We start from the raw sequence: 18,142 nt of genomic DNA, 5'->3' as shown, positions 1-18,142 counted from the left end.
AGAAGTCTCACTATGACGTCCGTGCCGACCCAGATCGATCCAGGTCTGCTGCCCTCACGGGTGCTCGCATCCGGAGCGCCTATCCCTCCGATCGGAATGGGCACCTTCGGCTCCGACCGCTACTCCGCGGACGATGTCGCCACCGCAGTCGCGGGCGCAATCCGTTGCGGCTATCGCCTTGTCGACTGCGCTGCCGTTTACGGCAACGAGTCGCAGATCGGCGTCGTACTGGAAAACGCCTTTGCAGAAGTCGCTCCTCGAGAGGACTTCTTCGTCATGTCGAAGGTCTGGAACGATGCGCACGCCCCCGCGGATGCAGTTGCCTCCGTCCACGAGTCGCTGCGACACCTTCGCCTGGAGTACCTCGACGCGGTGTTCGTGCACTGGCCGTTCCCCAACCATCACCCGCCACACGCAGTCGCCGGGACGCGCGATCCGCAGGCGCGGCCATACGTACATGAGCGGTACATGGAGCTGTGGCACGCGCTCGAGAATCTCGTCGACGTGGGCTTGGTGCGGCACCTGGGCACTTCGAACGTGACGATCCCGAAACTCTCGCTGATCCTCCGAGACGCTCGAATCGCTCCCGCTCTCATCGAGATGGAGCTCCACCCGTGCTTTCAGCAACCGGAATTGTTCCGGTACGCCGTGGATCACGGCGTACAACCAATCGGCTACTCCCCCCTGGGCTCGCCGTCACGCCCCGAGCGCGACCGAAGCCAGGACGACCTCGTCGACGTGGAGCACCCCACTGTTCAGCGCATCGCACGCGACCACGGCGTACACCCAGCCCTCATCTGTCTGAAATGGGCCGTTGCGCGCGGTCAGATCCCCATTCCCTTCTCGGTCAAGCCGGAGCAGTACGCCGCGAATATCGCTACTGTCCTGTCCGATCCGCTCACGCCGGCCGAGATCGAAGACATGCGCGGAGTCGAACGCAACAACCGCCTCATCAAGGGACAAGTGTTCCTCTGGGAGGGATCGGAGTCGTGGCTGGACCTCTGGGACGTCGACGGCACGATCCCAGGCTGGAACGGCTACGGATCCCCCCAGGCTCACGGCGACCGCTGATCAGAGAAGGGATTCATCATGCTCAACTACGAGCTCATACACCCGCCACTGCTCGAGGCTCTGGCTGTCGCCGGGCACGGTTCGCGCATCCTCCTTGCGGACGGGAACTACCCGTACCTCACGATGATCAACCCGAGGGCCCGCCTGGTGCATCTCAACGTCGCACCCGGCCTGCTCACGGTGACCGACGTACTCCCGCTGATCCAGACCGCGGTGACCTTCGAGAGCGCCGTCGTGATGCGTCCTGCCGAAGGAGTGGACGCATCCGTACAGGAGGAGTACCGCCGATGCCTCGGGGACGACGTACCGATGGAGCAGGTCGACCGGTTCGACTTCTACGACATCGTCCGCTCCCCCGACGTCGGTCTCGTGATCGCCACCGGCGAAGAGCGTCTGTACGCGAACCTCTTGCTGACCATCGGGCTTCGGCGATCCCGAAACCTGACAACGAGCGGGTGACCCTCCGATGATCAGCACATCTGTCAGGCAGGTTGGCTAGCGATCAATTAGTATGCGCACAGACCGATCGAGACCCGAATCGGGTGCGGAACCTTAAGGAGGCGGTGGAAGTGAGCGTCGAACTCGAGAGCACTTCGCTGACCGACTCGCTGACCACGGCGCTACGCAAGCAGATCGTTGCCAGCGAGATCGCACCGGGCGAGAAGCTCTCGGAGATCTGGGTCGCAAACCGGTTCACCGTCGCCCGGCCCACCGCCAAGGCTGCCCTGGATCGGCTCACGAACGAAGGACTCCTGCGGCGAGGTCCGCGCCGTACCGCGGTCGTCCCTCAACTGTCTGCCGACGATGTGAGTGACCTCTACTTCGCCAGGGAGCCGATCGAGTCTCGCGCCGTGATGACGCTCGCGAACCGCCGCGAGGTGCCCGGCGACGCGGATCGGTCGCTGCTCCTGATGCGGATGGCTGCTGAGCATGATCAGCACGCCGAGCACACCGAGTCGGATATCGCCTTGCACCGCGCGTTGGTCGCCGCCACCGGGAGCGCGCGCCTGCGCCGGATGCACGAGACCGTCATGGGCGAGACACAGCTGTGCATCGCCCAGGTGCGAGCCCACGCCGGTCTCGACCTGATCGCTCTGACCGACCGCCACGCCGCCATTCTGGAGGCCATCCGCAATGGCGACCCGGACGAGGCCGTTGCCGCACTGCTGACCGACCTGCACAGTTGCCGCGACACGCTGCTCGCCGATCTCAAGGCCGCACAGACCCAGGAGACCAAGCTCCGAGCTTGAGCCGCCTCGCGGCGCAGGCCGTAGTTGCTTTGGGCAACCGAATCGCGGCGGCTGTTAGAGGGCGATGACGACCTTGCCGTGCACGTGCCGAGCCGCCTGCAGGTTGACCGCGGCGCGGATCTGCTCGACCGGGAAGGTTGCCGCGATCGGAACCCGGATCCGGCCCATCGCGACCAGGCCGGCGATCTCCTCAAGAGCGCCCGAGGCTGCGTTGGCGCCGTTCGCCGAGGTGATTCCGTCGATCTGAGCGGCAATGGTGGTGATGCGCTCGTCAGGTACGCCGAGTTTGCGGGCTGCTTGCGCCGTGTCCGTACCGTGCAGGTCCATGGCCGCAGTGACGCCAGCTGGAGCCAGCGCACGGACCCGGTCGACCAGACCATCGCCGTACGCGACCGGCTCGGCGCCCAAGGCGCGCAGGGCATCGGCCGAGGCCGCCGACCCTGTCCCGATCACGCGAGCGCCGGCGAGGCGCGCCAGCTGGACGGCGAACACGCCTACCCCGCCTCCCGCGCCGCCGACGAGAACCGTGTCGCCTGGGCCCGGCTTGACGACCGCCAGCGCCGCGGACGCGGTACGGCCGGCGATGGTCAGGGTGGCGGCTGTGCGGTCGTCGACGCCATCAGGGGTGCGGTGCGCCTCGCCGCCCGCCACGATCGTCCCCACCTCATCCACGATGATGTAGTCGGCGACCGCGCGGGACAACGCGCCGCCGAACACCCGGCCACCGACGACGAACTTGCTCACGCCCTCACCGACCTGGTCGACGACGCCGGCGTAGTCGGTGCCGAACCCGCACGGCAGGCTCAAGCCGAATCGCGCGGCGGTCTCTGCATCAGAGGTCATGAACCAGTCCATGGGGTTGAGGCCGGCCGCGGTGACCCGCACGCGGATCTGCCCCGGGCCGGCCTGCGGCACGGGGACCTCGCGGACGCTCAATGCGTCTGGTCCGCCGAACGACTCGAACTGCACCGCCCGGCCCGTGGTCGTCGGGTAGCTCGGTTCCTTCATGCTCGTCTCCCGGAGCGGCTCGTGGAACGTAAACGGATTATGCTCCGTTTCAGTGATCCAACCTAGCACAACCGGAGCGTGATCCGTTTTGGCTGCCGACGAAGGCCGTAGACCGCGAGCAGACGCGACCCGCAACCGCGAACAGCTGCTGGACGTGGCGACCCGCTTGTTCGCCTCAGCCGGGACCGAGCCGTCGATGCGCGCGATCGCCAACGAAGCCGGGGTCGGCATCGCCACCCTGTACCGGCACTTCCCCACCCGCGAGTCGCTGGTCGACGCGGTCTACCAGGACCAGGTCTCGCGGCTCACCGCCGGCGCCCGCGACCTACTCCTCCAGCTCGACCCGCCCGCAGCGCTGCGCCGCTGGATGGACCTGTTCGGGGACTGGATCGCAACCAAGAACGGGATGCTCGACACCCTGCTCGCGATGGTCGAATCGGGCGAGATCGCCCATGCCCACACCCGAACCGAGCTACTTGCCGCCATCGACCACATCCTGGAAGCCGGCCGCACAACCGGCCAACTCCGCACCGGCATCCCCGCCGAAGACATCGCCGCCTCTCTCATCGGCATCTTCACCGTCGCCACCCCACCCGCCCACTCCGCACTGGCAACCCGCCTACTAAACCTCCTCATGGACGGACTCCGGACTTCCCAATTGCAGCCAACCGAGGGGGCTAAGTGAGAGTGAGTCGGAAAGGAGGCGGAGCTGAGTGAGTCGAGCGTTCTACTCGCACGCGAGGCTGTACGACCTTATGTTCCCGGGCAGCAGGCCCGCAGTCGACTTCTACCGGGCCGAGGCGAATCAGCACGGCGCGCGCGTACTTGAACTCGGGTGCGGCACCGGGCAGAAGCTGATCCCAATCGCGTACGACGGGCATCCGTGCGTCGGACTGGACTTCTCGTCAGACATGCTGGCCGAGGCTCAGCGAAAGGCGGACGCGCGCGGCGTAGCGGTGGAATGGATGCGGGGCGACATGCAGGCCTTCGACCTCGGCCGCACCTTCGACTTCGTGTTCATCACAGCCAATTCCCTACTGCATCTACACGAGGCTGAGGATCTGGTGAGCTGCTTCCGGTCGGTTCGAAGACACCTCGCACCTGGAGCACGGTTCGTCTTCGATGTCTTCAACCCGAGTGTCAGCCTGCTTGCCGAAGCCGATGGCGTGCGGCGCACCCGGGAGTCGTTGTCGTTCGTGGATCCTGACCGTGGCACCGTCAGCGTGGACGTCGCTGAGACCTACGACGCGCCCGCGCAAGTTACCCGCGGGACGTGGTACCTCTCGACGAACTCAGAGCGCGACTTTGTCGTTGCACCGCTCGAGATCAGGAGCATCTTCCCGCAGGAGCTGCCGCTGCTCGTCTCGCTCGGCGGCCTTCGGCTCGTCGAGCGTTTCGGCGACTGGTCCGGTGGACCGTTCGCCGGGGACGCGGCCCTTCAACTCTGTGTCTGCGAGTCCGCGTGAGCTGCGACCCTGCGATCGGAAGCGTCGGCTGCGGTTGGTCCGGAGCGGGAGCGGTTGCCGCGTAATCTGGCAGGCATGCGTGGTGCGGTTGGTGAGCTGGGTTCGTTTTTGCGGGCGCAGCGGGCTCGCGTGGAGCCGGCGGCGGTTGGGTTGCCGGCTGGTGGTGATCGGCGGGTTGTGGGTTTGCGGCGGGAGGAAGTCGCCGTTCTGGCGGTTGTGAGCGCGGACTACTACACGCGACTCGAGCAGGGGCGTGAGCGGAATCCGTCCGCCGCGGTGCTGAACGGGATCGCGCACGCGTTGCGGCTGGATGCCGACGCGCGGGGGCACCTGTTCAGGCTCGCCGGGTTGGCGCCGACGCCGCGGCTGGGGTCGGCGCGCGATCAGGTTCACCCGGCGCTCCTCCAGCTCCTGGATCAGTTCCCGGCCGCGGCGGCGTACGTGCTGAATTCGGCGTACGAGATCCTTGCGACGAACCGGATCGCGCAAGGCCTGCTCGAGCCGTTCGGGATGACCAACATCCTGCGGATGATGTTCGAGCATCCACAGGCACGCGTGATCTTCGGCGACTGGGAAGCTGTCGTCCGGCGGGCGGTGTACGCCGTCCGCTTCAACGCGGCGGCGTACCCGGACGACCCCGAGATCGCGGCGCTGGTGGCTGACCTGCTGCCGAAGTCGCCGGAGTTCCGCGCGCTGTGGGAGGACCAGACCGCGCGCGGGTTCAGCCGGGCTTACAAGATCTTCCATCACCCCGAGGTCGGCCGCGTCGAGCTGACCTACCAGACGTTCGACGTCCGTGCCGCGCCCGGCCTGCAACTGCTCGTGGGTACGGCGGAACCGGGCAGCCCGAGCGCCGAAGCGCTGGCTCAGCTCGCGTCGTCCTGAGCTTCCTGGGTGCGGCACACCCAGGAAGTCGCGGCCTTCCTGGCATCGACGCGGGGATCGACGCTGTCTGTGTGGCCGCCGGGCCACCCAGACTTCTCAGGAGCTCAAGATGTTGAGTTATTCGACGTATGTGGCACCCTCCAAGCCGGCCGTCTCCAACGATCTCCCGCCCGGTGAGGTACGGCGGATGTGGTCGCCGACCGCGGCGACGCTGATCTACGGCGAGCGCGACGCGGTCCTGGTCGACCCGCTGATGACTCAGGCCGAGGGTGAGGATCTGGCCGGCTGGGTCGCGGCGAGCGGCAAGAACCTGACCACGATCTACGTCACGCACGGCCACGGCGACCACTGGTTCGGCGCTGCGCCGGTTCTCGACCGGTTCCCCGATGCCAAAGTGGTCGCGACGGCGGCGGTCGTCGAGGGGATGAAGCAGAACCTCAGCCCGGCGTGGCTGGACGGATTCTGGCGCGACCGCTTCCCCGGGCAGTTGCCCGACCGGTTCGTCGTCGCTGAACCACTGGAACGCGACACCTTCACGCTGGAGGGCAAGCAGCTGGTCGCGATCGAGCTGGGCCACACCGACACCGATGGCACCTCCGCGTTGCACGTCCCGTCGATCGGCCTGGTCGTCGCCGGTGACGTCGCGTACGACGAAGTCCACCTCTACCTGGCGGAGTCGGTTGCCGGAGGCATCGACCAATGGCTGGCCGCCCTCGACGCACTCGAAGGCCTGCACCCGACCGCAGTCGTGTCCGGTCACCGCCAGGCCGACGCCTCCGACGACCCCCGCTACATCGACGAGACCCGCCGCTACCTCAAAGCTTTCGCCGCGGCCGAGTCCCGGACGAACACCGCGCTCGACCTCTACAACGCAGTACTCGAGGAGTACCCCAACCGCCTCAACCGAGGCGTCCTCTGGAACTCCACCCGGGCCGTCAAAAACACCTGACAACCATTGCCGAGTACGTCACTCCGCGCGCTTGGCGTAGTCGCTGATGGTGCGTGTTACAGGCTTGTTCGGACGGCCGACTGGGCCGGAGGTCGACGTACTGGTGCCATGCTGCTCGTTGGAAGCCGTCCTCGGTGCTGGGCACACTGGTCCGCGGCGGATCGGGCCCCCGCCGAGCTTTCGACTCTTCCACTGTTTCTCGTCGTAGTCGTAGTACGTATCAACGCCACCGACAGTCATCGGTCCTCCCGACACCCCGAAGTACCCACGGCTGCTGACTGTCCAACACGCCGGTGTGTCGCAGTGTGCCACCGGACCCGCGTCCGCACTACACCCCGCAAGCCAATAACCGGATTCCGGACTTTCGCCGGGGCAGGTCAGCATATGCGGACGTGTACCGGGTACAGAGGGCCGACCAGCCAACCGCCGGTCCATCCGGGACCCGCAATGGTTCGGTGTCGGGAGCCGACAAGGGAGTCGCCATGTTCCGCCATACCAAACGGTTGCAGTTCGAAGCCAAGCCCGAGCGTCCGGATCCGATCTACGCGCGCAAGTTGCAGGAGCTGATCGGAGGAGCGTACGGCGAGATGAGTGTGACGATGCAGTACCTCTTCCAGGGCTGGAACTGCCGCATCGAGGGCAAGTACAAGGATCTCCTCATGGACACCGCCACCGAGGAGATCGGCCACATCGAGATGTTGGCGACCATGGTCGCGCGACTGCTCGAAGGCGCCCCCGCGACCATGACAGCCGAAGCCGTCCAGGATCCGGTGATGGCGGCCATCATCGGCGGGATGGACCCGCAACAGGCCATCATCGCCGGCGGTGGAGCGCTGCCGGCCAACTCCCAGGGCGTGCCGTGGAACGGCGGCTACATCGTTGCCAGCGGCAATCTCTTGGCGGACTTCCGCGCGAACGCCGCCGCCGAGGCCCACGGCCGGCTGCAGACCGCGCGGCTGTACAACATGACCGATGATCCGGGTGTCAAGGCGACCCTGCAGTTCAACCTCGCCCGCGACACCGTGCACCAGAAGCAATGGCTGAAAGCGATCGAGGAACTCGAGGCCGACGGACTCGAGACCCCGATCGTGCCGAATGCGTTGTTCGACGAGGAGGACCAGGAACACAATCACACCATCTGGCGACTCTCCGACGGCACGGACGGTCCCAACGGTGGCTGGACCGGAGGCGACGACCCATTGGAGTACCTGACCGATCCCGAACCCCTCGGAGGCCCTGCGTCAGCCCCGGCCCCCGACCCGACACTGTTCGGCACGTACTCGACCATGCAGGACCTGAAGGGGACGGTGAAGTCGAAGGCGAGGTCGGCAGCCCAGAAGGCGACGAACAAGGCCACCAAGAAGAGCACGAAGAAGAACGCCAAGAAGACGTCCTCGCGGCGCTCTTCCACGTAGCAATACTCGCCAGCCTCGAGCTAGGCCGGGGGATGCGCCGGCCTCGAAGGTTTGCCCGGGCGGTGTGGCCGGCAGTCGACTGGGGCGAGGGTGTTGGCGATGATTCCGGCCGCCACCTCGCGGAGCTTGACGTTGCCGGTCTGGGAGACCCGGACGAGGAAGGCGAACGCGCGGTCGGGGTCGAGCCGGTAGCGCTCCATGATGATGCCGACGGCTTGCCCGATCAGCTGACGACTGTGCAGAGCTTCACTCAAGGTCTCGTCATGTCGTGCCCACCCCAGAGCCACCGCTACGAGCCGCGCGAACATCATCCCCAACTGCCGGGAATCTGTATCAATCTCGTGGGCGCGGGTCGCATAGAGATTCAGTGCGCCGCGGGCATGCGGTTCGGCATGGAACTGGAACGCCAACTGCGACCCGAGCCCGAACGAGGCGGCCGCTCTCGGACCGTACGCCGGCCAACGCAGATCCGAGGCCAGATCGTCGACCTGCACCACTGGTACGCCGGCCACCGCCGCATAGCATGGCCCCTCGCACAGCTCGTACTGGAGCTGATCGGCTTGGATCGCAACGCGGTGAGTCGGGGCGAGGGTCTCGATCCGGCCGGTCTTGCTGGTGACCGAGATGCTGGCGTAGTCGATCCCGGGAATCGCCTCGGTGGCACTGCGGGTGATCCGGTCGAGCGTCGTCTGCAGATCGATCGGCACCAACAACGAGGTAGCCACCTCGTTGACCACGGTGATGAGCTCATGCATCTCCATGACAAGCACCTCCCCGCGCAGACCGAACCAGTCACACGCGCCATCCTCAGTCTGCACCCCCTACCGCCTGAAGGCGGCGGCGGGAACACTCTTTCCTCGGTGTCGCGGCACCGGTCCTCCGAGCGCCTGGCTGTCGACGGAATCTTGACGACATCTCTTGTCATCGTTTCGATGACATGTTATATCGGGAGTAGGTGCTGAGCACCGCACAGAACGCGAAACAGGTTCACCTGCAAGGATCCACGGGAGGTGCAGACAGAGATGTTGATCCGAACCGATCCGTTCCGTGAGCTGGACCGCCTGACCCAGCAATTCTTCGGGGGCGCCAATAGTCCCGGCACCTGGACGCGGCCGAATCCGATGCCGATGGACGCCTACCGCGACGGTGACCAGTACGTCGTCGCGTTCGACCTGCCAGGCGTAGCGGCCGACGCGATCGACCTGGACGTCGAGCGCAATGTCCTGACGGTGAAGGCAGAACGGCGTCCGCCGGAGGTCGGCGAAGACGTCGAGATGCAGGTGTCCGAGCGCCCGCTCGGCGTCTTCTCCCGACAGGTGCTCCTCGGCGACACTCTCGATCCGGAACGGGTCGAGGCCTCGTACGACGGCGGTGTACTGACACTCCGCATCCCGATCGCCGAACAGGCCAAGCCGCGCAAGATCGCCATCACCGCCACAGACGCAGGACACAAGCAGATCGACGCCTGACAAGCCGCCGTACTGCGTTGGCGAGGCGCGCGATGAGTTGGTGAATGCCGATGACAACGATGACTCCAGGATCAGTCGACCAGCTCGACACGTTCTGGGACGTCGTCTGTGACGACCCGGAGATGCTGCGGGCCGAGTTCGACGACCTGATCGCCGCCTGCTGGGACGAGTCACCGCCGACACCGCCGACCCGGCCGCGACGACCGGAGCCCAAACCTCGGCCACGGCGGTCGCCGGATCCAGCACCCGGCGGTCCCATCACGCGCCGGCCGCTGCGAGACGCCGAGGCCAGGCAGCGCGGCCCTCCGAGCTGACCAGATCCTCGACCGGACGTAGTCGGCCACAAGCGTGAACTCTGACGTGAAGGAGGTGGACGCAGCCAGACACGAGATACTAGACACGCGAACGAGCAAGCGAGGGACCGGCGATGTGGTCGCCTGCGACCCACATCTTCCCTGTGCGTCTTCAGCCACAGACGCCCTGTCCTCTTGGACGCCAATGGGTCACGCAGCAGCCCGACTCACGGGCGCTGCGCAGCAGGCCGCCACATCGCCCCGTCCCAGCTCACCCTTCCAGCATCCTCGGCTTCGGCCCGAACCACCCCGAGTCACTTACCGGGAGGAGCCAATGATGACCAGTTCACCATCTGACCGTGACGCGCTCCGGGTCACCGACCTCTCCTCAGCTTCCAAGGCAGCCGCTCAGACCTCGGCAGCGACCAGACGGATAGTCGGCCGCGCAGGCGAGGCCGACGAAACCTCCGCATCAGAGGCGCGAATCCGTCTCGGACCGCTGCCGGCGCGAGTGAGCGTCCTGATCGGCGGAGACTGGATCACCACCACCGCCCACGCGCTCCGGCAAGGCCGACGCGGCGCCCAAGCCCTCATCGGACACTCGAACCGGTTGTTCTGGATCAGTCTCGACCGGGTCCGTCAAACCCAGCGCGCCGCCGAGCGACCTGGCGAACCCGGGAGGGACGAGTCATGAAATCGCCGGGGCAAACCGATCTCTACAAGGTTCTCCACGTAGCCGCGGACGCCGACGCGCACCAACTCGACCAGGCATTCCGAGCACTGGCGCGTCGCCACCATCCCGACGCGCAGCATCAGGAAATCGACCAGGCAGGTGTCAACACCAGCGAGCCGCCGCTGCCTGACAGTCAACATTTCCAGGAGATTCTGGCCGCTTACGCCGTACTCCGTGACCCCGTGGCTCGCGCGGCCTACGACAACGCGAAGCGCCCCACGACCCAGGCGACACCCGCTGTAGATACCGCAGCCGAATCGGCCTACGCGGCGACGGATAGGTCATGGACTGCATCGCGCAGTCCTGAGCCAGCCCTTCGGGTGGGCCCCGTTCGTTGGGCACCAATAAGGCGCCGGCAAGCCACTCGAGTTACCAACCCGCGTCCAGCCGAGTAGAAAAGGAGGAGTCGCCATGAGCTTCCATGCGGACGCGGCCGCCGACCTCCTCGCCACTGCCGCACTGCCAACCCTCGACGGCCATCCCAACACCGCCTCGATCGAAATGGCAGGTGTACACGCGACGCTCGCCCTGGCCGAGGCGATCAACAATGCATCCCGAACACTGGCCATCGCCGTAGCGAGACTCGAGACCCACCAAGCCAACGAACACGTCTCCGCACAAGCAGGGGTCTGACCACGCGAGTCACGATCCCGAGAGCATTCAGAGATGCGCGCGGCTCGCGCGTCGCTGCAGCCGCGCCGGGATGCGCGAGCGGGCTAATCGTCAGCCGTCAGGTGGCGGGAGACGCGGTCGAACAGGCGGTCGGGGACCAGGCGCCGTACCTTCGGCAGAACAGTCGTCGTGATTCCCCCGGAGTATCGGGTGTGCGGACGCGCCGCGGTGAGGGCGTGCAGGATCAGCTCGACGGCCTGTTCGGGCCCGGGGTTCTGCTTGCCCATCTTCAGAAGGCGATGGCGGAACGCCTCGACCCGCTCCCGGTAGCGCTCGTTCTCCGGCAACGCGTCGAGACCTCGTGCCGCTTTCGACCAGATCGGCGTTGCCAACGGGCCGGGCTCGACCAATGCGACTTCTACGCCGTCCGGCGCCAACTCCTGCCGCCAGGCGTCAGCGATCGCCTCCATCGCGTACTTCGACGCGTGATAGGCGCCTGCGAAGCCGACTGCGACCAAGCCACCGACTGACCCCACGAACACGATGCGCGGTTTCTCAGCACGGCGCAGCATCGGCAGGAATCGTTGTGTCACCGCGACCTGACCGACGACGTTGACTTCGAACTGCTCACGCAGGCTCTCGATCGGCAGCGTCTCCAGCGGTCCGGCCACGCCCTTGCCGGCGTTGTCGACCAAGCCATGCAGGCCTCCGGAACCCAACTCCAGATCGACGAGACCGCCGAACTCCTTGATCGACTCCGGACTCGTCACGTCGAGTGGAGCTACCGTCACCCGCTCCGAGGTCTGCCGATCGAGGATCTCCGCGTCGTGCGTACCGTGCACCCCCGCGAACACCCGCCAGTCGGCCTTGTCCAACCGGACGACTGTCGCCGCACCGATGCCGCTCCCGGCGCCCGTGATCGCCACGGTACGGACGGTCTGCTGGCTCATGACGGGTTTCCCGAGAGGTTGACGGTCTCGTTGTCGGCCGGGAACTTGTCCGGATCGCGGGCGATCGCCGCGCGGGCCGCACCGAGCAGTCTGACGACCTTGCTGCTCGGGCCGGACCAGTACTCCGCGGTGTCGGCATGCACCTTGAGCAGGACGAGGCCGGGCGACTTCGGCCCGTCGGGAAACCAGGCCCGCAACGGCGCGGACCACAGTTCCTCGGCCTTCGCCGGGTCGATCACGATCTCGGCGGTACCTGCTATCGAGGTCCACTCGCTCTGCTTCGGGTTCGAGAAGGACACGTTGACCTGTGGATTCGCCCCGATCTCGCCGACCTTCTCCGATTCGGCGTACGCGAAGAACCAGAGGTCACCGTCGAACTCGACCTCCTGAACAGCCATCGGGCGAGCGACGTGCTGACCGTCCGGCGTCATCGTCGTCAACATACAGATCCTCGCGCGATCAACCAGTTCCGCGACAGTCGCTGCCGAGTCGTTGCCTTCAGTCATGCGCCTTCGTCACCTTCTGCTTGTTGGTTTGCCGGCCAGATACCGGCCGCGGCCAGAACTTCACAGACGTCGGGATCGGCTGCCGTCACCTCTAACCGGCAACTAGCCGCCCAGCAACGCCGCTGAGCGACGTCCACCAAGTGGCGCAGTACGTCGTAATCGGCCGCAGCGACCGTCGCCTCGAGAGCCAGCACCACACCGGCAGTGGCCCTGTCGCAAGCGTCCAACAGCAACTCTCGCGCCATCGCCGAAGCGGCCTCGGAGAACGACCCGTCGATCACGATGCGCACCAGCCCGGCGCTGCTCTCCAACCTGACCTCCGCGACCGGCGCGAGAGGTCGTTCCTGGGCGGATCCCCCAACCATCGTCATTTCTCGACCTCCGTCAGGCAGCAGCGCACCACTCGCTCACTGTCCGACGAGTCCAGCGAACCGGTACCCATCCGACGCCCCCAGGCAAACACCGGCGATTGCGCGGGCCTCAGCCGGGTAACCGGGTAGGCGTCCACCCCAGGAGGCGATGATGAGTTTCGACCGGCCCAATCCTGATGACAAGCACAAGACGGTCAGCGACACCGAGCTCAACGAGGCGTTGGAGAGCGGCGAGCTCGAGAAGACCGGTGTGGATTTCGACGACGTCGAGCACGACGAAGGGCAGCGTTCTCCCGGCCCTGAGCGGGCTGACGACGTACGCCGTACTCCGCGGGACGAAGACATCACAGCCGGCGATGAGGGACGGCCCGTCGAGCCGCCGGACTGACCGCCACGCATCGCCGATCGTTGCCTCTGGCCCCGAAGCTGACCGAGAAGCTCGTCGGTCCTACTACAGGGTTTCAGCGCGGGAACTCGTCCGTAAATCCACCACGTGAGGCAGCAGGGGTCCTTCGCCCAGCCCGGCCAGGCCGTGGTGCTGGAGGAAAGCCAACATGCCGTGCTCGAGGTGATCCCCGAGCCGGACGAGCCGGCGGGCGAGTTCCAGGTCACGCGACGTGCCTCGCTGAGGATGATCGACCCGCTCGAGCGCTGCCATCAGCTGTCCACAGCTGGCGTGCGAGCCCAGGGGCGGGCGACCGGCCCGGACGTTCGCGATGAGAGCGAGGGCGAACGCTTCCGGGGTGATGGTTCGATTCCACTGCAGATTCTCGACGTCGACGCCGACGACGCTGCCGGCCAAGTCAGCGGCGAGGAAGCGCATCAGTGCGACCGTGGGCCCGTTCCACCAGGCGATCTGCCACATTTTCGTGGGGTCGTCGGCCACGGGACTCCAGCGTGAGCCGACCGGCACGCCGGAGGCGACGGTCAACTGGTGAGCGAACCGCGCGACGAATCGGCCGTCACGCCGTAGATGGTCCAGACGGTAGGGCGTTGTGCTCATCGAGGAGCTCCAACCAAAGAATCCGCGAACCAGGCGAAGCCACGTGTTGGACCTCGTGTTCGCGGTGCTTGCAGGCTACGCGCACAAGTCCTGCGGTTCAACCCGGCCTCGGGTCACCCCTGCGTGAGCGCGATGAGGCGTCTGGCGATCTCCCGGAGCTTCACGTTGCTGTCCTGGGACAATCTGGTCAGGAAGGCGAAGGCGCGGTCGTCGCTCAGCTGGTATCGCTCCATCACGATGCCGACCGCCGTCCCGATCATGGTCCGCGTCCGTACCGCTTCGCGCAGATTCCCGATCTCGCGGGCATAGTCGATCGCCGTTGCGGCCTGATGCCGGAACAGCTCGCCCAGGGCGCCCAGATCGCTGAAAGCCCCGACGTGCTCGGAGTACAGATTGAGAGCTCCGCGCGCCTTGGGAGCGTCGAAGAGGCGGATGCCGGCTTGGGCTCGCAGACCCGCGGCCACCGCGCTGGCGGCGTACCGGGGAAACCGGTCGTCCTGAGCCAGATCAGGCGATGCGACATGAACGGCGTCCGCAGCCGCTTCGTAGCAAGGACCTTCCCGGAGTTCGTACTGCGCTGCGTCGACGCCCCACAGCAGGTCGTCCGTCGGCGCGACGGTCTCGAGCCGGCCGTCGGCGTGCAGGACCGTGATACTCGCGTAGTCCGTTTCGGGCAGCGCCTCGACCGCTGCAGTCGTGATCCGGCTGAGCGTGTGGTCGAGGTCGCCGGGCGTCAGCGTCTCCATCAGATGCTGCGCCACGGCCAACAATCGGTCCTCGTTCACGGTTCCGCCGGTACCCGATCACCGCGCCAACACACCACTCGCACCGAGGTTACCTCCGGCGCGGGGTCGGGTGAGCTGGTGTTCAGCCCACCCGACCCTGCGACGTTCCGGCTCTGACGCATCAGCTCGAAGAGCCCGCCTCGCGGACATTGTCTGCCGAATCCTTCGCACCGTCCGCGACCTGCTGAGCGGCCGAACGCCCCTCGGCGGCCACATCGGTCGCTGCCTCGGATGCGGACTGCTTGACGTTGCCGACAGACTCCTGCGCGGGTTCTCGGAGGTTGTCCTTCACCTCTTGAACCACCTGAGCGGCTTCTTCCTTCACCGGACCGGCAGCCTCCATCGCCTTGTCCTTGGATGCCTCGGCCAGGTCGCGTTCCCGCGTCGACGCGGGAACCGCAGCGGCTACGACCCACCCTGCCGCGAAGGCGATCAGTCCGGCGGCGAGCGGCGTACCGCGTGTCCGCGCCAGCGCTGCGCCCGGCGCCGATCCGACTGCGTCACCGACCTTGCTCCCCGCGTCCTGGACCGTGGACAGGGCCGAACCGGCGGTATCGGTCACGGAGCCGCCGACGGAGTCCTCCGACCCCATCACGTGTTCCTTCAACCGGTTGACCCCGGCGCGGGCCCGCTCGACCCGCCGGCCGACGACGCGACCGGGACTGACCTTCTCCGTCAACGCGTCCACGTCACGGCCCACCTCGCGGCGGGTCTGCTCGATGCTGCGTTTCAGCTCTTCTGGGTCTTCAGCCATTTCGCGTCCTCCTTGAGCGATTCGACCGTCTGGTCGGGTTTCGGGTTGACCTCCTGAAGCTCCTTGCGCCCCTTCGCCGCCAGTACGACGGCCACGACGGCCCACACGACCGCCACGATCAGCGCAGCCCAGATGAGGTCCATTACCTTGTCCAGGGCCCACATCGCCGTCAGAGAGACGAAGAGAGCCGCCATCCAGCCGGCGAAGGCCGCGCCGCCGAGCATGCCCGCTCCCTTGCCCGCCTTCTTCGCCTCGACCTGGAGCTCGGCCTTCGCCAGCGCCAGCTCCTGGCGTGTCAGTTGGCCCAGATCGCTGGTCAGCTGCGAAACCAGCTCACCGACCGACTCGTCCACCGACAGCCGGTGCATCCCGCTACCCGGTGGTCGATCGCCTACAGTCATCTCACTGCTCCGATCCTGGCGGCGGGACGAGATACTCGTCGCCGGCAACGCCGCCGACCACGCCGCCGACCGGCTGCTCCGGCAGGCCGACGCCGCCGGGCGAACCATTGCTCATCGGCATCCCCGGGTGGGTCGGCATCGCTGTGCGTGCCGACGTACCGGTGGTGCTCGAGGTGTTGCTGCTGCCTGCTGCCAGCGCGCGCGTGAGGCGGCCCGCGACGACACCCGCTCCGACGGCTACCAGCAGGAACGTGCCCGGCTTACGCCGCGCGAACCCGCGGACCTCGTCCAGCAACTCCCCCGGTTCGCGTTGCTGCAGAAAATCCGCGGCCTGATCCGTGAAGGATGCACCGTGACGTGCCAGCTGAGCCCCGAGTCCCGACTGACCGTGTTCGGCCATCCCCCGCAGTTCATCGCTCACCGAGCGAAGACCGGTGGTGGCGCGCTCCTTCTGCTGGTTGACCTGTCCGGCCAACTCGTCCCGGGTCTGACCGGCCAACCGCCGGGTCTGCTCGCGGATCTCCGACGTCAGGTCCGACGCCTTCTCCTTGACCGTGCCCGCGACCTGACCGACAGCCTCGGCCGAGGTCTCCTTCAAGTTCCCGGCCTCGCCGCGGGCCACTTCGGCCACACCCTCTGCCGGCGGACTCCCCGGATCCATCCGATGATTCGTCGTATGCGACATGTGACGCTCCTTCCAGGAGCATTGACTGACTGACGTCGCGAGGGACCAGGCGTGCGCGATCCGCCGTACGAGAAGCACGGCAAGGAAGAGCTGAGAAGGTTGCCTGCTCAGGCCGAAGGGCGCAGCATCTCTGCCTCGCAACAAGGACTTACCGAAATGGCACTCTGTCGTACCACCAACGAAACCAGCGGTCCGGTACCCGCCCGCCAAACGCACAACCAAGCAGCTCACCGCCCGCGCCTGGAACTCGTCCGGCGGGGCGGTGACCGTAGGTGCGGCGGTCCCTGCGCTGCTGGTCGGAACGCTGGGACCTGGGATTCATCGGCCTCTCGAGCGACCGATGCTCCTTACCGAGTGCGGTTCCCCGACTCTCAGGTGTTACACATGTTTGACCGCTACCGGTCGGGCCCGTCGCGCGTTCGGCGTGTGTCAGAGGCCGATGAGGAAGAAGATGCCGGCGGCGAGGAGGCCGAGTTCGACGAGGAGGACGAAGAGGCGGTCGCTGATGCGGCCGACGATCCTCTTGCCGGTCCACGCGCCGAGCAGGGTCGCGGGGGTGAGCGCAACGCCGTACAGCAGGACCTGGCGGGTGAGCAGGTCGCCGGCGCCGTACGTCGCGATCTTGGTCAGGTGCATCGTCAGCGCGCTGGCGGCTTCGGTGCCGATGTAGGCAGCGCGGGTGAGGCCGTACGCCAGGAAGAACGGTGCGGTCAACGGGCCGACGGATCCGAGCAGTGCCGAGCCGAGGCCGGACGCTGCGCCGACCGCGGCGAAGACGGGATCCGTGGGTTTGCGCGGATGTGGCTTGAGATGCCGCCAAAGCACCACGCCGATCAAGAACACACCGAGCAGTCGTTTCAGAGGCGCGAGGGGCGCGTGCGCGAGCAGGAGGCCGCCGGCGACCGCGCACGGCACCGCGCCGAGGGAGAACCAGCCGATCAGCGGCCAGCGGAGGTCGTGCCGATTGAGCCAGGCCCGGGAACCGTTGCTGGACAGCTGGGTCAGCGTCAGCATCGGCACCGCTACCCGCAGGCCGAACAGCGCCGTGAAGACCGGCAGCAAGAGGACTCCGCCGCCGAATCCGGCGACCGCCGACAACGCGGCGAGCCCGAACGCGGCCGCAGAAGCGATGAGAAAGGTCGGCAGGAAATCGGTCAGCATGTCTCAGGAGGCCGCCGGGAGCCCGGCGAGGCGGCGGACGGCCGCGAGCCCGTCGGGCGACCCTGGCCAGTGCCGATCGAGCGCGGCAGGCCCAGCTCGGCGTGTGACCGACCGGAGCGCGAACGCGACGATCACCGCGTCATCGGCGTACCCGATCACTGGGATGAAGTCCGGCACGAGGTCGAACGGCATGGCAAGGTAGGCCAGCAGCAACCAGAGCCGGATCCGTACTCCGCGGGGCAGTGAGCGGTCGGCCGCCAGTCGACGGAGGAGCCGCACGAGGTCCGGTAGCAGGCGCAGCGCGTCCCGGATCCGCAGCTCGTCAGGCCGGACAAACCAGAGCGCCACAATCAAAGCCATCCACAACAGCAAGAC

25 protein-coding genes are annotated in these 18,142 nt (G+C 66.8%); 13 read left to right on the top strand and 12 right to left on the bottom strand.

Annotated elements, in window-relative coordinates:
- Positions 1-12 precede the first annotated feature (12 nt).
- The 3 genes from AB0J62_RS21045 (at position 13) to AB0J62_RS21035 (ending at position 2,321) form a co-directional block, all read left to right on the top strand.
- Positions 13-1,071, top strand: coding sequence for an aldo/keto reductase (locus AB0J62_RS21045; protein WP_363873315.1), 1,059 nt, complete (start codon positions 13-15; stop codon positions 1,069-1,071).
- Positions 1,072-1,089: 18 nt separating this feature from the next.
- Complete coding sequence (locus AB0J62_RS21040) at positions 1,090-1,530, top strand: RbsD/FucU family protein (RefSeq protein ID WP_363873312.1); 441 nt, start codon at positions 1,090-1,092, stop codon at positions 1,528-1,530.
- Positions 1,531-1,640: 110 nt separating this feature from the next.
- Positions 1,641-2,321: a GntR family transcriptional regulator gene (locus tag AB0J62_RS21035; protein WP_363873309.1), complete on the top strand. Its 681-nt coding sequence runs from the start codon at positions 1,641-1,643 to the stop codon at positions 2,319-2,321.
- A gap of 54 nt (positions 2,322-2,375) precedes the next feature.
- Here AB0J62_RS21035 and AB0J62_RS21030 read toward each other — a convergent pair whose 3' ends face one another.
- Positions 2,376-3,329, bottom strand: coding sequence for an NADP-dependent oxidoreductase (locus AB0J62_RS21030; RefSeq protein WP_363873306.1), 954 nt, complete (start codon positions 3,327-3,329; stop codon positions 2,376-2,378).
- A gap of 154 nt (positions 3,330-3,483) precedes the next feature.
- Between AB0J62_RS21030 and AB0J62_RS21025 the strand changes: the two genes are divergently transcribed.
- From AB0J62_RS21025 to AB0J62_RS21005, 5 genes are all read left to right on the top strand, one after another.
- Positions 3,484-4,014, top strand: a complete 531-nt coding sequence (locus AB0J62_RS21025; RefSeq protein ID WP_363873303.1) for a helix-turn-helix domain-containing protein — start codon at positions 3,484-3,486, stop codon at positions 4,012-4,014.
- Between the two features lie 28 nt (positions 4,015-4,042).
- Positions 4,043-4,795 carry a class I SAM-dependent methyltransferase gene (locus AB0J62_RS21020; protein WP_363873300.1) on the top strand — a complete coding sequence of 251 codons (753 nt, stop codon included), beginning with the start codon at positions 4,043-4,045 and terminating at the stop codon, positions 4,793-4,795.
- A 75-nt stretch (positions 4,796-4,870) separates the two neighbouring features.
- Complete coding sequence (locus AB0J62_RS21015; protein WP_363873297.1) at positions 4,871-5,680, top strand: helix-turn-helix transcriptional regulator; 810 nt, start codon at positions 4,871-4,873, stop codon at positions 5,678-5,680.
- A gap of 109 nt (positions 5,681-5,789) precedes the next feature.
- Entirely contained in the window at positions 5,790-6,629 is an 840-nt protein-coding gene (locus tag AB0J62_RS21010) for an MBL fold metallo-hydrolase (protein WP_363873294.1), read from the top strand.
- A 482-nt stretch (positions 6,630-7,111) separates the two neighbouring features.
- On the top strand, positions 7,112-8,044 hold the full coding sequence (locus AB0J62_RS21005; RefSeq protein WP_363873291.1) for a manganese catalase family protein: 933 nt from the start codon (positions 7,112-7,114) through the stop codon (positions 8,042-8,044).
- 20 nt (positions 8,045-8,064) lie between these two features.
- On the opposite strand, the gene AB0J62_RS21000 is transcribed toward AB0J62_RS21005, so the two are convergent.
- Positions 8,065-8,805: a GAF and ANTAR domain-containing protein gene (locus AB0J62_RS21000; protein ID WP_363873288.1), complete on the bottom strand. Its 741-nt coding sequence runs from the start codon at positions 8,803-8,805 to the stop codon at positions 8,065-8,067.
- Positions 8,806-9,066: 261 nt separating this feature from the next.
- Between AB0J62_RS21000 and AB0J62_RS20995 the strand changes: the two genes are divergently transcribed.
- From AB0J62_RS20995 to AB0J62_RS20980, 4 genes are all read left to right on the top strand, one after another.
- Positions 9,067-9,513 carry an Hsp20/alpha crystallin family protein gene (locus AB0J62_RS20995; protein WP_363873285.1) on the top strand — a complete coding sequence of 149 codons (447 nt, stop codon included), beginning with the start codon at positions 9,067-9,069 and terminating at the stop codon, positions 9,511-9,513.
- A 50-nt stretch (positions 9,514-9,563) separates the two neighbouring features.
- A complete protein-coding gene (locus AB0J62_RS20990; RefSeq protein WP_363873282.1) occupies positions 9,564-9,827 on the top strand; it encodes a hypothetical protein in 264 nt (87 codons plus the stop codon).
- Positions 9,828-10,496: 669 nt separating this feature from the next.
- Positions 10,497-10,934, top strand: a complete 438-nt coding sequence (locus AB0J62_RS20985) for a J domain-containing protein (protein WP_363873278.1) — start codon at positions 10,497-10,499, stop codon at positions 10,932-10,934.
- A gap of 16 nt (positions 10,935-10,950) precedes the next feature.
- On the top strand, positions 10,951-11,172 hold the full coding sequence (locus tag AB0J62_RS20980) for a hypothetical protein (RefSeq protein WP_363873275.1): 222 nt from the start codon (positions 10,951-10,953) through the stop codon (positions 11,170-11,172).
- Between the two features lie 83 nt (positions 11,173-11,255).
- On the opposite strand, the gene AB0J62_RS20975 is transcribed toward AB0J62_RS20980, so the two are convergent.
- From AB0J62_RS20975 to AB0J62_RS20965, 3 genes are read right to left on the bottom strand one after another with little or no spacing between them, the layout of a single operon-like run.
- Complete coding sequence (locus AB0J62_RS20975; RefSeq protein ID WP_363873272.1) at positions 11,256-12,101, bottom strand: SDR family oxidoreductase; 846 nt, start codon at positions 12,099-12,101, stop codon at positions 11,256-11,258.
- Positions 12,098-12,607: a pyridoxamine 5'-phosphate oxidase family protein gene (locus AB0J62_RS20970; protein WP_363873269.1), complete on the bottom strand. Its 510-nt coding sequence runs from the start codon at positions 12,605-12,607 to the stop codon at positions 12,098-12,100. The genes AB0J62_RS20975 and AB0J62_RS20970 overlap by 4 nt, the downstream gene beginning before the upstream one ends.
- Positions 12,604-12,978: a hypothetical protein gene (locus AB0J62_RS20965; protein WP_363873266.1), complete on the bottom strand. Its 375-nt coding sequence runs from the start codon at positions 12,976-12,978 to the stop codon at positions 12,604-12,606. The genes AB0J62_RS20970 and AB0J62_RS20965 overlap by 4 nt, the downstream gene beginning before the upstream one ends.
- Positions 12,979-13,129: 151 nt before the next feature.
- Between AB0J62_RS20965 and AB0J62_RS20960 the strand changes: the two genes are divergently transcribed.
- Positions 13,130-13,366: a hypothetical protein gene (locus AB0J62_RS20960; protein WP_363873263.1), complete on the top strand. Its 237-nt coding sequence runs from the start codon at positions 13,130-13,132 to the stop codon at positions 13,364-13,366.
- Between the two features lie 63 nt (positions 13,367-13,429).
- Here the strand turns inward: AB0J62_RS20960 and AB0J62_RS20955 are convergent, their stop codons facing one another.
- The 7 genes from AB0J62_RS20955 to AB0J62_RS20925 all read right to left on the bottom strand — a co-directional run bounded on the left by AB0J62_RS20955 (position 13,430) and on the right by AB0J62_RS20925 (position 18,127).
- The gene (locus AB0J62_RS20955; protein ID WP_363873260.1) at positions 13,430-13,981 is read right to left on the bottom strand and encodes a hypothetical protein; all 552 of its coding nucleotides are present in this window, start codon (positions 13,979-13,981) and stop codon (positions 13,430-13,432) included.
- Positions 13,982-14,094: 113 nt separating this feature from the next.
- Positions 14,095-14,766 carry a GAF and ANTAR domain-containing protein gene (locus tag AB0J62_RS20950; protein ID WP_363873257.1) on the bottom strand — a complete coding sequence of 224 codons (672 nt, stop codon included), beginning with the start codon at positions 14,764-14,766 and terminating at the stop codon, positions 14,095-14,097.
- 121 nt (positions 14,767-14,887) lie between these two features.
- A complete protein-coding gene (locus AB0J62_RS20945; RefSeq protein ID WP_363873255.1) occupies positions 14,888-15,520 on the bottom strand; it encodes a DUF3618 domain-containing protein in 633 nt (210 codons plus the stop codon).
- Positions 15,496-15,921 (bottom strand): phage holin family protein, encoded by a 426-nt coding sequence (locus tag AB0J62_RS20940; protein ID WP_363873252.1) that lies wholly within the window; start codon positions 15,919-15,921, stop codon positions 15,496-15,498. The genes AB0J62_RS20945 and AB0J62_RS20940 overlap by 25 nt, the downstream gene beginning before the upstream one ends.
- A gap of 1 nt (position 15,922) precedes the next feature.
- The gene (locus AB0J62_RS20935) at positions 15,923-16,606 is read right to left on the bottom strand and encodes a hypothetical protein (RefSeq protein WP_363873250.1); all 684 of its coding nucleotides are present in this window, start codon (positions 16,604-16,606) and stop codon (positions 15,923-15,925) included.
- 429 nt (positions 16,607-17,035) lie between these two features.
- Positions 17,036-17,767: a sulfite exporter TauE/SafE family protein gene (locus AB0J62_RS20930; protein WP_363873247.1), complete on the bottom strand. Its 732-nt coding sequence runs from the start codon at positions 17,765-17,767 to the stop codon at positions 17,036-17,038.
- A 3-nt stretch (positions 17,768-17,770) separates the two neighbouring features.
- On the bottom strand, positions 17,771-18,127 hold the full coding sequence (locus tag AB0J62_RS20925; RefSeq protein ID WP_363873244.1) for a DUF1232 domain-containing protein: 357 nt from the start codon (positions 18,125-18,127) through the stop codon (positions 17,771-17,773).
- Positions 18,128-18,142 lie beyond the last annotated feature (15 nt).

It is taken from the genome of Kribbella sp. NPDC049584 (assembly GCF_040675555.1).
Classification (GTDB): domain Bacteria; phylum Actinomycetota; class Actinomycetes; order Propionibacteriales; family Kribbellaceae; genus Kribbella.
Note: the sequence above shows the minus strand (reverse complement) of the source record. Positions and strands in the feature narration are given on the sequence as shown.

Coding starts and splice junctions, on each gene's coding strand:
- AB0J62_RS21045 (WP_363873315.1), top strand. CDS start 13: ATGACGTCCGTGCCGACCCAGATCGATCCAGGTCTGCTGCCCTCACGG.
- AB0J62_RS21040 (WP_363873312.1), top strand. CDS start 1,090: ATGCTCAACTACGAGCTCATACACCCGCCACTGCTCGAGGCTCTGGCT.
- AB0J62_RS21030 (WP_363873306.1), bottom strand. CDS start 3,329: ATGAAGGAACCGAGCTACCCGACGACCACGGGCCGGGCGGTGCAGTTC.
- AB0J62_RS21015 (WP_363873297.1), top strand. CDS start 4,871: ATGCGTGGTGCGGTTGGTGAGCTGGGTTCGTTTTTGCGGGCGCAGCGG.
- AB0J62_RS21010 (WP_363873294.1), top strand. CDS start 5,790: ATGTTGAGTTATTCGACGTATGTGGCACCCTCCAAGCCGGCCGTCTCC.
- AB0J62_RS21005 (WP_363873291.1), top strand. CDS start 7,112: ATGTTCCGCCATACCAAACGGTTGCAGTTCGAAGCCAAGCCCGAGCGT.
- AB0J62_RS21000 (WP_363873288.1), bottom strand. CDS start 8,805: ATGGAGATGCATGAGCTCATCACCGTGGTCAACGAGGTGGCTACCTCG.
- AB0J62_RS20995 (WP_363873285.1), top strand. CDS start 9,067: ATGTTGATCCGAACCGATCCGTTCCGTGAGCTGGACCGCCTGACCCAG.
- AB0J62_RS20990 (WP_363873282.1), top strand. CDS start 9,564: ATGACAACGATGACTCCAGGATCAGTCGACCAGCTCGACACGTTCTGG.
- AB0J62_RS20985 (WP_363873278.1), top strand. CDS start 10,497: ATGAAATCGCCGGGGCAAACCGATCTCTACAAGGTTCTCCACGTAGCC.
- AB0J62_RS20980 (WP_363873275.1), top strand. CDS start 10,951: ATGAGCTTCCATGCGGACGCGGCCGCCGACCTCCTCGCCACTGCCGCA.
- AB0J62_RS20975 (WP_363873272.1), bottom strand. CDS start 12,101: ATGAGCCAGCAGACCGTCCGTACCGTGGCGATCACGGGCGCCGGGAGC.
- AB0J62_RS20970 (WP_363873269.1), bottom strand. CDS start 12,607: ATGACTGAAGGCAACGACTCGGCAGCGACTGTCGCGGAACTGGTTGAT.
- AB0J62_RS20965 (WP_363873266.1), bottom strand. CDS start 12,978: ATGACGATGGTTGGGGGATCCGCCCAGGAACGACCTCTCGCGCCGGTC.
- AB0J62_RS20960 (WP_363873263.1), top strand. CDS start 13,130: ATGAGTTTCGACCGGCCCAATCCTGATGACAAGCACAAGACGGTCAGC.
- AB0J62_RS20955 (WP_363873260.1), bottom strand. CDS start 13,981: ATGAGCACAACGCCCTACCGTCTGGACCATCTACGGCGTGACGGCCGA.
- AB0J62_RS20945 (WP_363873255.1), bottom strand. CDS start 15,520: ATGGCTGAAGACCCAGAAGAGCTGAAACGCAGCATCGAGCAGACCCGC.
- AB0J62_RS20940 (WP_363873252.1), bottom strand. CDS start 15,921: ATGACTGTAGGCGATCGACCACCGGGTAGCGGGATGCACCGGCTGTCG.
- AB0J62_RS20935 (WP_363873250.1), bottom strand. CDS start 16,606: ATGTCGCATACGACGAATCATCGGATGGATCCGGGGAGTCCGCCGGCA.
- AB0J62_RS20930 (WP_363873247.1), bottom strand. CDS start 17,767: ATGCTGACCGATTTCCTGCCGACCTTTCTCATCGCTTCTGCGGCCGCG.
- AB0J62_RS20925 (WP_363873244.1), bottom strand. CDS start 18,127: ATGGCTTTGATTGTGGCGCTCTGGTTTGTCCGGCCTGACGAGCTGCGG.